Origin of the sequence: Roseibium sp., from assembly GCF_051016195.1 — a bacterium.
GTDB lineage: Bacteria > Pseudomonadota > Alphaproteobacteria > Rhizobiales > Stappiaceae > Roseibium.
In genome coordinates this window covers 6,370,705-6,384,961 of the sequence record NZ_CP134616.1, presented here as the reverse complement: position 1 = coordinate 6,384,961, position 14,257 = coordinate 6,370,705, and the positions used below count along the sequence as shown (strand labels likewise).

Genomic DNA, 14,257 nt, shown 5'->3' with positions numbered 1-14,257 from the left:
TGGCTTATCGCTCGCGCCTGATGTTTTTTCGCTGCAGTTCTGGAAGTCTTCATGTCGCACAACAGTTTTGGTCACTTGTTTCGCGTCACGACCTGGGGAGAAAGCCACGGTCCGGCGATTGGCTGTGTCATCGATGGATGCCCGCCGCTTGTCCCGCTGAGCGAAGCCGACATCCAGGGCTATATGGAAAAGCGCAAGCCCGGACAGTCCCGCTTCACGACGCAACGGCGTGAGGCGGACGAAGTGAGGATCCTCTCCGGCGTGATGGTTGACGAGGATGAGGTCCAGAAAACCACGGGAACGCCGATTTCGCTGATGGTGGAGAACACCGACCAGCGCTCGAAGGACTATTCCGAGATCAAGGACCGTTTCCGGCCCGGTCATGCGGACTTCACCTACGATGCCAAATACGGAATCCGTGACTATCGCGGTGGTGGCCGTTCGTCCGCCCGGGAAACCGCGATGCGGGTTGCCGCCGGTGCTGTTGCCCGCAAGGTGCTTCAGGGGGTCACGATCCGGGCCGCGCTTGTCCAGGTCGGCGATCAGAAAATCGACCGCGGCAACTGGAATTGGGCCGAAGTCGACAACAACCCGTTCTTTTCACCTGACGCCGTTGCCGCGGCAAATTGGGCGGACTATCTCGACGGCGTGCGCAAGGCCGGATCGTCCGTCGGCGCCGTGATCGAGGTTATTGCGGAAGGGGTCCCTGCCGGCTGGGGCGCCCCGATCTATGGCAAGCTGGACACCGATCTTGCGGCAGCCATGATGTCAATAAACGCGGTGAAAGGCGTCGAGGTCGGCAACGGCTTCGAGGCCGCCAGCCTGACCGGCGAGGAAAATGCCGATGAGATCCGCGTGGACGATGTTGGCAGGCCCGTTTTCCTGACCAACAATTCGGGCGGCGTTCTGGGGGGCATTTCAAACGGGGACCCGCTGGTCGTGCGGTTTGCCGTCAAGCCGACCTCGTCCATCCTGACTGAGCGCAAGTCGATTACACGGCAGGGCGAGGAAGTCGATGTCATGACCAAGGGGCGCCACGACCCTTGCGTCGGAATTCGCGCTGTCCCCGTCGGCGAGGCCATGATGGCTTGCGTGCTCGCCGACCACTTCCTGCGTCACAGGGGCCAGGTAGGCTAGCCAAAGCCCTGCGCCACTCAAAAGGCGATGAGACGCACAAGGCCGACGCTGGCGAATGCCACGAGCAGGTACAGGCAGGCACGCCGGTAGGTCTGATCGAGACTGCGGCTGAACAATTTGCTTCCGGCAAAAACACCCGCCAGGACAAGGGGCGATAAAATTGCTCCGCGCGTGATCGCTTCTCCTTCCAGAACGCCGTACAGATACAGCGTCACGGACGACGTCAGCATTCCGAAAAACAGGTAAAGCACGAGCGAACCGCGCATTTCCCGCGCCTTCTTTGGCGACGCCAGAACATAAAGGGCGATCACCATCCCGCCCACCGCAGCCAGGCCGCTGACGATACCGGCCGCGACGCCGGTAACCGGAAGGGCGACTTTCTGCGAGGCGGGAAGGATATTGATCTTCAAGAGCTGAAGGATGGTCAACGAAAGCACGATCACGAGCGCGATCAGTTTGGACAGGTCCGCGTCGATGCTTGTGGTCAGGGCCAGCCCGAGCGGCACGCCGACGGCGCTACAGATCGCAAGAATGACTGCGGTGCCGACATCGGCGTCTCTCAGGCCTCCCCGGAACATGGCGAAGCTTGCGGTGGCTTCCAGGAGAAAGCAGACCGGAATAAGCTCGATCGGTGGAATGAAGACGACGATGCTTGCCATGAGGACCGCCGACAGACCGAAGCCCGCAAACCCGCGCACCAGCCCGGCGATGAATACCATCGCGGCACAAATGATAAGTTGCGTCGGCGGCAATCCGATCCAGACGCTCAGATCCACTAGCATGGGTACGCTTCCGATTTGTCGAGATGCCTTCTAACAGCCTGCACAAACGCAAGTAAACAATCGAAATTGCAGGCATGAGCTGCAATAATGCAGGTATGAACTGGGAAAACCTGAAATACCTCCTCGCATTCTATCGCACCGGATCCCTGTCCGCGGCAGCTGATCGATTGGGCGTCGACCCGACGACGGTATCCCGGCGCCTCGCGGTGCTGCAAAGCGAAATCGGGGCGCAGTTGCTTGAAAGGTCCGCCAGCGGATCGCTGGAACTGACCTCCGCCGGCCAGAAATCGGTCACCTACGGCGAAACACTGGAGACGTCCCTCAACACACTGACTTCGGAATTGACAGGAGCCGGACTGGCCGAGGAGGGCATGGTCCGGATTTCCTCGGTACCCGTGGTCAACTCCAAGATTCTGATGCCGCGGGTCAGCGGCTTTTGTCGACGGCATCCTGGAATCGAGTTGCACCTGGCCTCCGAAATACGGAATGTCAGCCTGACGCGCCGGGAAACCGACATGGCAATCCGCCTCGGCCGCCCTCGTGACGGCGGGCAAAACGTGACCGCGCGGCGGATTGCGGTGCTCGAACACGCCGCATACGGACCGGTTGGCGCATCCACCGAAGACCTTTCCTGGATCACGTATCACGAGAACATGAGCTTTCTGCCTCAGGCGCGCTGGATGGCCGACAATCTGAGGGCAGAGAGAGCAGGGATAGCCAAGATTCGTCCAAGTGACCTGGAGGGTGTGATTGAAGCAGTTGCAGCGGGCATCGGACGGTCCATCATTCCGAAAATGATCGCCCGGACGGATCCTCGTCTGCAGATCCTGGAAGAGCCGAGGCCCGACCTGCAGCGGGAGGTCTGGCTGATGCAGCACGCCGATCAGGCAGGCCTTGCCCGCATGCTGGCGGTCAGCCAATGGATCGAAGAGATTTTCTCCTGACCCTGCCTGCGCGGCTTGCGTGCGCACCACCCTGTTACAAACCGTTACAACAAATCCGGTTTGGTTCACTGGAACTTGGCTATTATGAGAACGGGTGTGGGACCGTTTACATATTCGCACAAATCAGGGAGCTACGTGATGAACGACATGACCCCCGTTCGCCGCATGACGGCCAAGGATTTTCCTCAGGAATTGCTCGACCTCTACGACTACTATGCGCATGGCAGGATCACAAAACGTGAATTCCTGAACGGTGCTGCAAAATTCACCGTTGCGGGTGTGACGGCAGCCATGCTCCTTGATCAGCTGTCACCCGATTACGCGCTTGCCCAGCAGGTCGATCCTGATGATGCGTCCATTGAAACCCAGCGGATCACGTATCCATCGCCGAATGGCCATGGCGAGGTGAATGCATATCTGGTGAAGCCCGCAGGTGCGACCGGAAAGCTTCCGGCGGTGCTGGTGATTCACGAGAACCGCGGCCTCAACCCCTATATCGAGGACGTCGCCCGCCGGCTCGGCAAGGCCGGGTTCATGGCGATGGCGCCGGACGGTCTGACGTCGGTCGGCGGCTATCCGGGCACAGATGACAAGGGGCGTGAATTGCAGCGCACCGTCGACAGGGAAAAGCTCCTGAACGACTTCTTCGCAGGGTTTGAGTATCTGCTCAACAGCGACGACAGCACAGGCAAGGTCGGCGCGGTCGGTTTCTGCTATGGCGGCGGTGTCGTCAACGCAATCGCGGTCGCCTATCCGGAACTGGCTGCCGGTGTGCCGTTCTACGGACGTCAGGCGGACGCTGCCGATGTTCCGAAGATCCAGGCGCCGCTCATGTTGCAGTTTGCCGAACTGGATGAGCGTATCAATGCCGGCTGGCCTGCCTACGAAGAGGCGCTCAAGGCGAACGGCAAGGATTACGTTGCGCACATGTATCCGGGCGTCAATCACGGTTTCCACAACGACACGACGCCCCGCTTCGATCCCGAGGCCGCCAAGCTCGCAGAGGAACGAACTGTCGCGTTCTTCAACGAACACCTGAAATAGAACGCCGGGCGGGTGCGGGACTTCAGATCCCGCACCTGCAACTGCGGTAGCCTAGTCACCTGAATCTGAAGTTCGACTCATTTTGCAGCGGTCTTCGAACGAACTTCAGATTCAAGAAGGTGACTGGCAAGTCTATGTTTCTAGTGCGATTTACGAATTTGAAGTTCGCTTCGGAGTCTGCTGAAGCAATGATGCGAACTTCAAATTCACCGCACTAGGTGTCGAGAATTTCGGTCTCGTCGATCTTGATGTCGAACCCTTCAAGGCCGACATAGTGCCGCTCTCGCGACGCAAGCAGGCGGATCGAACTCACGCCGAGGTCTTTCAGGATCTGCGCCCCGAGACCGACTTCCCGCCATTGTTCCTGCCGCGCCTGTGCGGACCCGTGTTCTTCCGTTTCGGCAGCCTCGAAGTCCGACCGTGCACGCCGCGACTGGCGTGCAACACCGACCGATCCCTCCCTCAGGAAAACAATGACGCCGCGCCCGCGATCGGCAAAATGCTTCATGATCTGGTCGAGAGGCCTGGCATCGCCGAACACATCGTCGAGAACCGATTCAAGCTGCAGCCGCACCGGAACGCTGCGGCCGTCCAGAATGTCGCCATAGACGATGGCAAGGTGATGCATTTGATCGTAAGGCGTTGAATAGGTCATCGCGTAGGCCGGGCCGGCAATGGTATCGACCGGTTGCTCGTTCACCCGCTCGACCATGCGTTCGGTCCGCTGGCGCCAGGCGATCAGGTCCGAGACCGACACCATCTTGAGATCGTGTTCGGACGCGAATTCGGCCACCTGCGCGCCCCGCTTGACGGTACCGTCGTCATTGACGAGTTCACTGATCACACCGACCTCTTCAAGGCCTGAGAGGCGGCACAGGTCAACGGCGGCTTCCGTGTGCCCGGATCGCATCATCACACCGCCTTCCTTGGCAACGAGCGGAAATATGTGGCCGGGACGGACAAAATCATCGGCGGCGACATTCGGGTTTGCCAGAGCATGAACGGTCGCGCACCGTTCCTCCGCCGAAATACCGGTGGTGAGCCCCTGACGGTAGTCGACGGAGATGGTGAAGGCGGTTGCGAGCGGCGCGTCGTTTTCCGCGACCATCGGATCGAGGCGCAGCCTGCGCGCATTGGCAACCGTCATGGGCGCGCAAATGATCCCGGACGTGTGGCGGACCATGAAGGCCATCTGCTCGGAGGTGATCTTGGACGCCGCGACGATCAGGTCGCCTTCGTTTTCGCGGTCGTCATCGTCGGTCACGACCACCATTTCTCCACGTTCGAACGCGCGGATTGCTTCTGCGACACGGGCCTGGGACACGGGATGCTCCTTGGTTGTGGACAGTCCGAGAAAATCGTTGGGTGTGACGGCACCATCGGTCGCGATGGCGATCTTGCGGGCCATGTCCCGCGATACCCAGACATTCGGATCGTTGCAAAGGGCCGATACAGATGCAGGCGACAAGTCGGCCCGGCGCGCGAATGCGCTCCGTCCTTCACCAGTCTGCAACAGCCATTGATCGAGTCTCATGCTCACGCATATACGCGCGATCGAATTCAGTCTCAAGAGAGACTCCGAAGAAATTTCAGTGATACTGAAAGATGTTGTCTAGCCGGTTTTGACAAACTCGGCGGCCCGCGACACGAAGGCAGGCACCATCCAGCGTTCCTCCATACCCTGGCCGGCACACAGGCCCGTCAGGTCTTCCTGAAGATAGGACGTATAGTAGGGTTCGTGGAAAAGCTGCGGGAACACCGAAAGAAGACCGTCATAATCCGGCACGTCGCCGGTCTGCAGGCTGTCGACGAACAGGAAGGACCCGCCCGGTTTCAGAACACGGGAAATCTCGGCAACGACCTGACGCCGGACCTTGGGCGGCAACTCGTGAAAGAGAAACACGCACGAAACAACATCGACCGAGGCATCGGCGAACGGCAGCTGTTCGGCCATCGCCGTGACATGGCTGGCACGGTGGGTCTTCAGGCGTTTCCGCGCCACGTTCAGGTAAGGCTCCGAAAGGTCCAGCCCGATGCCTTTCAGCCGCGGAAAGGCCTTTAGGGCAGGGCGCAGCAGTCCACCGGTTCCGCAGGCAACGTCGGCATAGACGACTTTCCGCTGGTCTTTCTGTTTCAGGATGTTCGCGAAAGGAAGCAGAGCCTTGCGCCGCATCGCGGCCGTCGCGCCTGAAAACAGAACGTCGACCTGGAAATCATAAAGCTTGGCACTGTCTTCGCTGAGCCAGCCATCCGTCTGGAAATGAAAGTTCTGGCGGTAGTATCGCGGAAGCGCTTCGGCAAACCCTGCGACCTCCTCGTTAACTTCCTGGTGCGCGCCGGTCGCCCGCCGACGGGCGACTTCAGGAACGTCCTTGAAAAACGCTCTGCTGGTGTCGAGCAATTCGCGCGGCGACAGGGTTCCGTCCGACGGCATTGGGTAAAGCCCGTCTTCAACGGCTTTCAGATCCTCGGCAAACAGTTTGAAAATGTCTGCCAGCATGCGCCTCTGGCCGGGCACGGGGCCTTCGGGAATCACTTTTGGTGCTTCCGGCAGCTCTTTCTGGATGCGCTTGTTCATCCGGCGCATGGCTTCCGAATGAAGCGTGTAGAGCGCAACGCGGCTTCCCTGGTGCAACGCATAGCGGGTGCGCCGTGCAAGGCTCATGACGGGTGGCAGGCTGCGGCCACCGTCCGACACGCGCGCTTCGTCATTTGCCTTAGCCATGGATCACTCCCTGCTCAACACACCGACCACTTCAATATGGGGCGAATAAAGGAACTGGTCCACCGGTGTGACGCTTTGAAGCGTATAGCCGCCATCCAGGAGCAGGCGGATATCCCGGGCAAAGGTTGCCGGATTGCAGGAGACCGCGACGATTGATTTCACCTTTGACTTCGCGAGATGTTCGGCCTGTGCCTGTGCCCCGGCGCGCGGCGGATCGAATACGACCGCATCGAACGGTTCCAGTTCCTCCGCGACCAGGGGTCTGCGGAACAGGTCCCGCCTTTCGAAAGTGACCTTCTTCAGTCCGCGCGGCTTGCGCAAGGTTTTGTCGAAGGCGGCAACGGCCGCTGCATCACCCTCGACGGCGTGCACATTTGCCGTCCGCGCAAGGCGCAGCGCGAAGGTGCCCACGCCGGAAAAGAGATCCGCAACCGTACGGGCCTTGCCGACGCCGTCAAGCACGAGGTTTGACAGCTCAATCTCGGCGGCAAGTGTCGCCTGGGTGAAACCGCCCGGCGCGGCAGCAACACCGATACCGTCCATGTCCAGCATCGGCGGCCGGACTTCGAGCAGGACTTCCCCGTTGATCGACAGCCGGGCAAGGTCCAGCTCGATTGTCTTTTGCGACAGGGCAGGGATCTTGCGTTCATACTCCTTGTCCGCGTTGTCGATCGCGACATCCAGTCCAGCCGTCGTGTTCACCACCGTGAGCCGGACTTCACCTTTCCGTGGCAGAACCTCCGACACCAGCGGCTTCAGACCGTTCAAAGCGCTGGCGATGGCGGGGTCGAGGATCGGGCATTCCTTGATGTCGACCAGCCTGTGGCTTGATTTTTCATGATAACCGAGCAGCGTGTGCCGTCCTGCGCGCGTTGCCGCAAACACGGCGCGCCGACGTCCGCCGGCCGTTGCAGCAACGGTGTCGGACACCGCTGCCTCGATACCGCGGTCGCGCAGCGCCTTTTCAACGAGTGTGCGTTTCCAGGCGAGATAGGGCGCAGGCGCAAGGTGTTGTACGGTGCAGCCTCCGCACGCCTCGAAATGCCTGCAGACCGGTGTGATCCTGTCCGGCGACAATGACTTGAACACAGGGTTGCTGGCGCGGCCGTTTGCGACCGATGCCGTGACGACTTCGCCCGGCAGAGCGCCTGCAACATAAACCGCGCCCGCATCCGTGTGCACGATACCGTCACCACGGTGGCCGAGTTCGGTAATTGTCAGTTCTCTCTCACTCATGTGCGAGCGATACCGCCAACGCTCCCCGGGAGCAAGCATTTGAAACGGCACCGCCCGGAAAAGGCGGCAAGATGACCGCCACGCGCTTCGCCGAAGCACGAAAGCAGGGATTTCGGGAAGAACGGGCCTGCGACACCTCTTCTCAGGCATGGACCTCAGCTTGCAGCGTGTTTCCGTCCATAAAGCAACCATTCGGCATTGCCGTCCCCGCCCTTGACCGGCGAAGGGATCAGAGCGCCTGCGTCCCAGCCGGGAACGGTTGACAGCCATGTCTGCAGCCTGCGTGCGGTCTCTTCGGCGACATCCGGATCCACGAGACCGCCTTTGCCGATCCTGTCCTTGCCGGCCTCGAACTGTGGTTTGACCAGAAAAAGGCCTTCAGCGCCTTCTGCCGCCAACGCGAGCGCCGGAGGAAGGGCGAGCTTCAGCGAAATGAAGCTCACGTCGGATACGATGAGATCCGGAGCGTCGCCATTCAGGTGCGCCCTTGTCAGATCACGCGCATTGAGACCCTCTTGCGCGATCACCCCTGGATGCGACGCGAGGCTTTCATGTAACTGACCTTGGCCGACATCGATTGAATGTACCTTCGCAGCCCCATTTTGCAGAAGCACCTGTGTGAAGCCGCCGGTCGAGGCACCGATGTCGAGGCAGATCCGGCCTTCGGGCGCAACCTTGAACCGCTCGAGCGCTTCGATGAGCTTGAGCGCGGCGCGGGACACGTAGCCCGAAGCCGGATCGTCGACGTTGATCGACACGCCCGGGCCCACTTTCTGCGCCGGTTTCCTGCAGACGGACCCGTCGAGCAGGACCGTGCCGCGAAGGATGGCGTCCCGTGCCCGCGCCCTGCTTGCAAACACACCCGTGTCGACAAGATGCTGGTCGAGGCGCTTGGATGACATGGCGGCCTTTGCGAAACGGTCGAAAAGAATGCTAGCCGAAACAGCTCGCAATTGCCGATAGCAGCCGGTCCGCATAGACCCTTTCGCCTGCATAAAGCCAAAGAACCGCCGACAGTGCGACAAGGCCTGTCGCACCGGCGGTCAATCCTATGTAAAGCGGCTTATGCATCAGAAAGTGTCTACGTCCCAGGTGTCTCAGCTGGAGGCCGGCGCATTCGCGATCAGCCGGCGCAACTTCTGCAAGGCGGTTTCCTCAGCCTCCGCATAAGCGATGGTTCCGACAAACTTGTTGTCCGAATTCATCAGATAAACGGCAGCCGAATGGTCCATCGTATAGTCGCCGTCGTCAAGCGGAACCTTCTTGGCATAAACGCGATAGGCCTTGATGACCGCATCGATCTGTTCGCGCGAACCGGTCAGAGGGGCAATGCGCTTGTCGAACGCCCAGACATAATCCCGCATCACGTCGGGTGTGTCCCGCTCCGGATCCACCGTGACAAAGGCATAGTTCAGCCTGTCGGCGTCAGGCCCGAGCGCTTCGATCCAGCCCTGCAGTTCAGAGAGGGTCGTCGGGCAGACATCCGGGCAATAGGTAAAACCGAAAAACAGAACCAGCGGCTTGCCTGCGAAGGTCGCATCGGTGACCGTTTCTCCGTTGCCGTCGACAAGTTCGAACGGGCCGCCGATGGCGGCCAGGGGTTCGATCAGTGAGCCGGAATTCTCGTTGCCTGCGGTTTGCTGGTAGACAAGAAAACCGGACGCCGCAGCAAGGACGGCAACTGCCGCCCAGGCCACGTAGCGGAAGACTTTTAAACCGGACATGGTGTGTCCTCTTCTGGCAAAATCAGTTTTTGCTGTGGTTCTTGTGGTCGTGGCTGCCGTGATCGTGTTTCATCGATTTCGCACCCATTTTCGCAACATCGAGCTCGATTTCGACATCACCGGCCTTTTCGAAGGTCAGCACGACAGGGACAGTCGTTCCTTCCTCGAACGGTTGGTTCAGTCCCATGAACATGATGTGCAGGCCGCCCGGCTTCAAGGTGACGGTCTCGCCGGCCGGTATCTCGATGCCGTCTTCCATTTCGCGCATCTTCATCACGCCGTCTGTGACGGCCATTTCATGCAGCTCGACTTTCTTGGCGACGTCCGAGGAAGCCGAGACCAGGCGGTCGTCTTGCGAGCCGGAGTTGACGATCTCAACGAAACCGCCGCCCACCCTGGCTTTTGGTGGTGTCGCGCGTGTCCAGGTCTTGGACAGCGAGAGGTCGCCGGCAGTGTAGTCCGCAGCGGTTGCCGAAATGGAAGCAAGTGTAAGCGCCGTCGCTGCGGCGATGGTTGTCCAGAGTTTCATGACATTTCCTTGGTATCTGAAGTGTTGTTTTCGGGTCAGATCAAGGAATGTGGCGGTGCCCGGATCGCGGTGACGCGGCCTGAAAGCGCGGTTCGCGTCTCGCGGCCCGCCTCGAGAAAGGTTCCGCTCGCTGCAAGGTCGTTCGCTGACAGCACGGACAAGCCGGTCGGCGCAGCAGGAGCAATCGAGCATCCGTGGACGCAGGCCGGTCCACACTGGCAGACTGCCGGGTCATGGAACGCGAGTGACTGCTGTTGGCCAGAGGATTGACAGAGCTTTGTCAGCCCGGTCGCCGCAGCAAACTCCGGAGCGAGCGCGCTTGCCAGGATAACAAGGCACAGGCGCAGCGTGAACGCGAGCGTTGCCAGCGCCACCAGAGGGTGACGTTCACGCCGGATCAACTGCAGATTTTCACCACGCAAGGCCATAGCACGGCTATAGGGCCGTTCCGTCTGCGTGTCGAGGGGCGAAACCGCGCAGGTGTAACCGAGCCCTCGATCAGGATTTTGTTTCGGGTGTTTTCGAAGCGGCGTCAGCATCTGCGTCTTCAGCATCAGTTTCGGGCGTGTCCTTGCCGACACCCGACACCTCGGCCGGCGCCGCATCCGCGTCCGCTTTTGTTTCGCCGGTGTCTTCGCTCTCATCGGAGCCCGTATCGAAGTTGTAGATGTCGTCTTCGTAGGCAGGGAATTCTTCCGGTGGAATGACGTATTCTTCAGCCTCCACGTCGAGCGGCTCCGGAGAAATGACCGAACCGACCTGGGCAGTGGCTGCATACTCGAAATCCGTCTTTTCGTCGTCGGAAAGCGCCTGGCGCGTGAGCACGCGGGTGAGAACGAAGGCAGCCATGACAAGGCTGACCACGGCGATCATCACGTAAAGGCCGGACGGGCCGATCTGTCCCATGACCAGCGAGGCGGCCAGCGGTCCGATGATTGATCCAATCCCGAACGAGAGCAGCATGCCGGAGGAGGTTTCGACGAAGTCTTCCGGGGCGGCATGGTCGAAGGCGTGGGCGACGGCGATCGCGTAGAGCGGCTGCGTGAACATCCCGACCAGAACGGCAGTCATCGCGGCGATTGCAAAGGCAGTCGGTGAAAAGAAGACGATGGCAAGCGACGCAGCCGCCGTTGCAACACCGAGACCAACGAGAACAAGACGGCGATCCATGCGATCGGACAGACGCCCCACCGGCCATTGCGCGATCATGCCGCCGCCGATGATGGCTGCGGCGTAATAGGCGGATTGGTTTGTCGAGAGGCCGATCTGCGATCCGTAAAGAGGCGACAGGGTGAAAATCGCGCCCTGGCAGATGCCGATGAGAAGAATCCCGACGAATGCGGCGGGAGAGGTCTGGTAGAGCCGTATCGGTCTGAAGCGCACCAGCGTGATTGGCGCAGGTTGCGTCGCTGTGGTCAGTGAAATCGGCATCACGGCGAGGCTCAGCGCGACCGATGCGACCGCAAAAGGGACGAACGATGCAATGCTCATGCTCGCGATGGAAACCTGCCCAAGGATCAGGGACCCGAAAACGATCACGATGTAGATGGACATGATCGTCCCGCGATTCTCGTTGGTCGCGCTTTCGTTCAGCCAGCTTTCGACGATCATGTAGAACCCGGCAAGGCTGAAGCCGGAGACGACGCGGATGATGAACCAGGCGTAGGGATCTATGATGACCGGGTGCAGGATGGCGGCTCCGGACATAAGCGAAACGAGCGCTGCAAAGGCGCGGATATGACCGGCGCGCATGATCAAGAGAGGAGCGGCGAGGCAGCCAAGCACCAGTCCGACGAAGTAGGCGGATGAAATTGCGCCGATTTCAAAGTCGGTGAAGTAGTAGCGGTCTGCAGCGAGCGGCAGGAGGGTCGTCTGCAGGCCGTGCCCAAAAATGAGCAGCGCAACCGACAACAACAGTGCGGACACGGAAAGGAGCGTCTGAGCCATGGTCGACCCCTGAAGATGGTGAAAGACAAAAGCGCCGGTCAGAGCCGACGCGATTGGTCCTGGTCACCAGCCTTTCCAGTAATGACGGCTCGTGTCAATCACGATTTGAGGCATGCCGCATTTGCAGCCTGAAGCGTCGAATTTATCGGATCCGGAGGGCGCTCAGGCGCGCTGGGGAGCGCTGAGCATCTCGGTGCCTAGCGCCGTGAAAACCGACTTCAAGATACCGTCGCAATTCAGGCCGGCCCGGTCATACATGGCGTCCGGTTTGTCCTGGTCGATATACGCATCCGGGAGCGCCAGCGTGCGGATCTTCAGCCCGTTATCCAGCAAACCTTCTTCGGCTAGCCGGCTAAGAACATGGCTGCCGAAACCGCCAGCGGAGCCTTCTTCGATCGTCACCAGAACTTCGTGCTCGCGGGCGAGTCGCCGGATCAGATCCATGTCCAGGGGTTTTGCGAACCGGGCGTCGGCGACCGTGGTCGACAGGCCGGCGGCATCGAGTTCGTCAGCGGCTTTCAGGCACTCGTTCATACGCCCGCCAAAGCTCAACAGCGCCACCTTCGTGCCTTCGCGCCGGATCACGCCCTTGCCGATCTCAAGCACGCTGCCGCGTTCCGGCATCTCCAGTCCGACGCCTTCGCCGCGTGGATAGCGGAAGGATATCGGACCCTCGTCATAGGCGGCTGCGGTCGCCACCATGTGGCGCAGTTCCACTTCGTCGGCGGCTGCCATCACGACAAATCCGGGCAGGCACGACAGGAACGCGGTGTCGAATGCGCCTGCGTGGGTCGGCCCGTCTGCACCGACAAGTCCGGCCCGATCGATCGGGAACCGCACCGGCAAACTCTGGATTGCCACATCGTGAATGACCTGGTCATACGCTCTTTGCAGGAACGTCGAGTAGATCGCGGCAAAGGGTTTGTAGCCCTCTGTCGCAAGCCCGGCCGCAAACGTGACCGCGTGCTGCTCTGCGATGCCGACATCGAAAGTGCGTTTCGGAAACGCTTCGCCGAAAAGGTTCAGTCCGGTGCCGTCGGGCATCGCCGCCGTGATCGCGACAACCTTGTCGTCGTGTTCGGCCTCCTTGATCAACGATGTGGCGAACACGTTGGTGTAGCTCGGCGCATTCGCTTTCGGCTTGGATTGCTTGCCCGTGATGACGTCGAACTTGGCGACGCCATGATACTTGTCTCTTGCACCTTCCGCCGGCCCGTAGCCCTTGCCCTTCTGGGTCACGGCATGAATGAGGACCGGTCCGTGATGGGTGTCGCGAACGTTTTTGAGAACCGGAAGCAAATGCTCCAGATTGTGCCCGTCGACGGGGCCGACATAGTAGAATCCGAGCTCTTCGAACATGGTTCCGCCGGTCCAGAAACCTCGGGCATATTCTTCGGCGCGTGCTGCCTTTTCGAACATCGGTTTGGGCAGGTTCTTGGCTATGTTCTTGGCCGCGTCGCGCAGCGTTTGATAGGTCGGGCCGGAAACCAGCTTCGCGAGATAGGCCGACATCGCCCCGACCGGCGGTGCGATGGACATATCGTTGTCATTGAGAATGACGATCAGGCGCGAGCCCAGATGCCCGGCGTTGTTCATCGCCTCGTAGGCCATGCCTGCGGACATCGCACCGTCACCGATGACGGCGATCACATTGTTGTCGCCGCCGTCAAGGTCGCGGGCGGCTGCCATGCCGAGCCCTGCGGAAATCGACGTCGAGGAATGCGCCGCGCCGAAGGGGTCGTATCGGCTTTCAGCGCGCTTGGTGAAGCCTGACAGACCGTTGCCCTGCCTGAGCGTACGAATCCGGTCGCGCCGCTCGGTCAGGATCTTGTGCGGATAGCACTGGTGGCCGACGTCCCAGATGATCTTGTCATCCGGCGTGTTGAAAACGTAATGCAGCGCAACCGTCAGCTCGACGACGCCAAGCCCGGCACCAAGATGTCCGCCGGTGATCGACACCGCGTCGATGGTCTCTGATCTGAGTTCGTCAGCAAGCTGATTCAGATCGCTTTCATCCAGCGCGCGCAATTCCTCCGGGGAATTTACTGTGTCGAGAAGAGGGGTATCGGGCTTTGAAGACACTCTGCTGAAGGCTCCACGAATTTAAATCTGGCGGGCAGGCATACACCAATGGACTATAGGGCGCAAATGCTGCGGCAGTAATGCGCCAAATTGTTACGGCATCTCAA

Annotated in this window: 14 protein-coding genes; 3 read left to right on the top strand and 11 right to left on the bottom strand. The window is 60.3% G+C overall.

Annotated elements, in window-relative coordinates:
• Nucleotides 1-51 precede the first annotated feature (51 nt).
• On the top strand, nucleotides 52-1,137 hold the full coding sequence (gene aroC / locus RDA78_RS28940; protein WP_434053198.1) for a chorismate synthase: 1,086 nt from the start codon (nucleotides 52-54) through the stop codon (nucleotides 1,135-1,137).
• Between the two features lie 17 nt (nucleotides 1,138-1,154).
• Here the strand turns inward: aroC and RDA78_RS28935 are convergent, their stop codons facing one another.
• Nucleotides 1,155-1,919: a TSUP family transporter gene (locus RDA78_RS28935; protein WP_434053197.1), complete on the bottom strand. Its 765-nt coding sequence runs from the start codon at nucleotides 1,917-1,919 to the stop codon at nucleotides 1,155-1,157.
• A 95-nt stretch (nucleotides 1,920-2,014) separates the two neighbouring features.
• On the opposite strand from RDA78_RS28935, the gene RDA78_RS28930 reads away from it, so the two are divergent.
• Nucleotides 2,015-2,863, top strand: coding sequence for a LysR family transcriptional regulator (locus RDA78_RS28930; protein WP_434053196.1), 849 nt, complete (start codon nucleotides 2,015-2,017; stop codon nucleotides 2,861-2,863).
• 138 nt (nucleotides 2,864-3,001) lie between these two features.
• Nucleotides 3,002-3,907 carry a YghX family hydrolase gene (gene yghX / locus RDA78_RS28925; protein ID WP_434053195.1) on the top strand — a complete coding sequence of 302 codons (906 nt, stop codon included), beginning with the start codon at nucleotides 3,002-3,004 and terminating at the stop codon, nucleotides 3,905-3,907.
• 214 nt (nucleotides 3,908-4,121) lie between these two features.
• Here the strand turns inward: yghX and ribB are convergent, their stop codons facing one another.
• The 10 genes from ribB to dxs all read right to left on the bottom strand — a co-directional run bounded on the left by ribB (nucleotide 4,122) and on the right by dxs (nucleotide 14,150).
• On the bottom strand, nucleotides 4,122-5,441 hold the full coding sequence (gene ribB, locus RDA78_RS28920) for a 3,4-dihydroxy-2-butanone-4-phosphate synthase (RefSeq protein WP_434053194.1): 1,320 nt from the start codon (nucleotides 5,439-5,441) through the stop codon (nucleotides 4,122-4,124).
• Nucleotides 5,442-5,519: 78 nt separating this feature from the next.
• On the bottom strand, nucleotides 5,520-6,632 hold the full coding sequence (locus RDA78_RS28915) for a class I SAM-dependent methyltransferase (protein WP_434053193.1): 1,113 nt from the start codon (nucleotides 6,630-6,632) through the stop codon (nucleotides 5,520-5,522).
• Nucleotides 6,633-6,635: 3 nt separating this feature from the next.
• On the bottom strand, nucleotides 6,636-7,868 hold the full coding sequence (locus RDA78_RS28910; RefSeq protein WP_434053192.1) for a class I SAM-dependent RNA methyltransferase: 1,233 nt from the start codon (nucleotides 7,866-7,868) through the stop codon (nucleotides 6,636-6,638).
• Nucleotides 7,869-8,023: 155 nt separating this feature from the next.
• On the bottom strand, nucleotides 8,024-8,770 hold the full coding sequence (locus RDA78_RS28905; protein WP_434053191.1) for a TlyA family RNA methyltransferase: 747 nt from the start codon (nucleotides 8,768-8,770) through the stop codon (nucleotides 8,024-8,026).
• 31 nt (nucleotides 8,771-8,801) lie between these two features.
• Nucleotides 8,802-8,939 (bottom strand): hypothetical protein, encoded by a 138-nt coding sequence (locus RDA78_RS28900; protein ID WP_434053190.1) that lies wholly within the window; start codon nucleotides 8,937-8,939, stop codon nucleotides 8,802-8,804.
• Between the two features lie 26 nt (nucleotides 8,940-8,965).
• Entirely contained in the window at nucleotides 8,966-9,592 is a 627-nt protein-coding gene (locus tag RDA78_RS28895) for an SCO family protein (RefSeq protein ID WP_434053189.1), read from the bottom strand.
• Between the two features lie 22 nt (nucleotides 9,593-9,614).
• A complete protein-coding gene (locus RDA78_RS28890) occupies nucleotides 9,615-10,121 on the bottom strand; it encodes a copper chaperone PCu(A)C (protein WP_434053188.1) in 507 nt (168 codons plus the stop codon).
• A gap of 35 nt (nucleotides 10,122-10,156) precedes the next feature.
• Nucleotides 10,157-10,660 carry a hypothetical protein gene (locus tag RDA78_RS28885; RefSeq protein ID WP_434053187.1) on the bottom strand — a complete coding sequence of 168 codons (504 nt, stop codon included), beginning with the start codon at nucleotides 10,658-10,660 and terminating at the stop codon, nucleotides 10,157-10,159.
• Entirely contained in the window at nucleotides 10,620-12,068 is a 1,449-nt protein-coding gene (locus tag RDA78_RS28880) for an MFS transporter (protein WP_434053186.1), read from the bottom strand. Before RDA78_RS28880 ends, RDA78_RS28885 begins: the two co-directional genes overlap by 41 nt.
• A 162-nt stretch (nucleotides 12,069-12,230) precedes the next feature.
• The gene (gene dxs / locus RDA78_RS28875) at nucleotides 12,231-14,150 is read right to left on the bottom strand and encodes a 1-deoxy-D-xylulose-5-phosphate synthase (protein ID WP_434053185.1); all 1,920 of its coding nucleotides are present in this window, start codon (nucleotides 14,148-14,150) and stop codon (nucleotides 12,231-12,233) included.
• Between the last annotated feature and the right edge of the window lie 107 nt (nucleotides 14,151-14,257).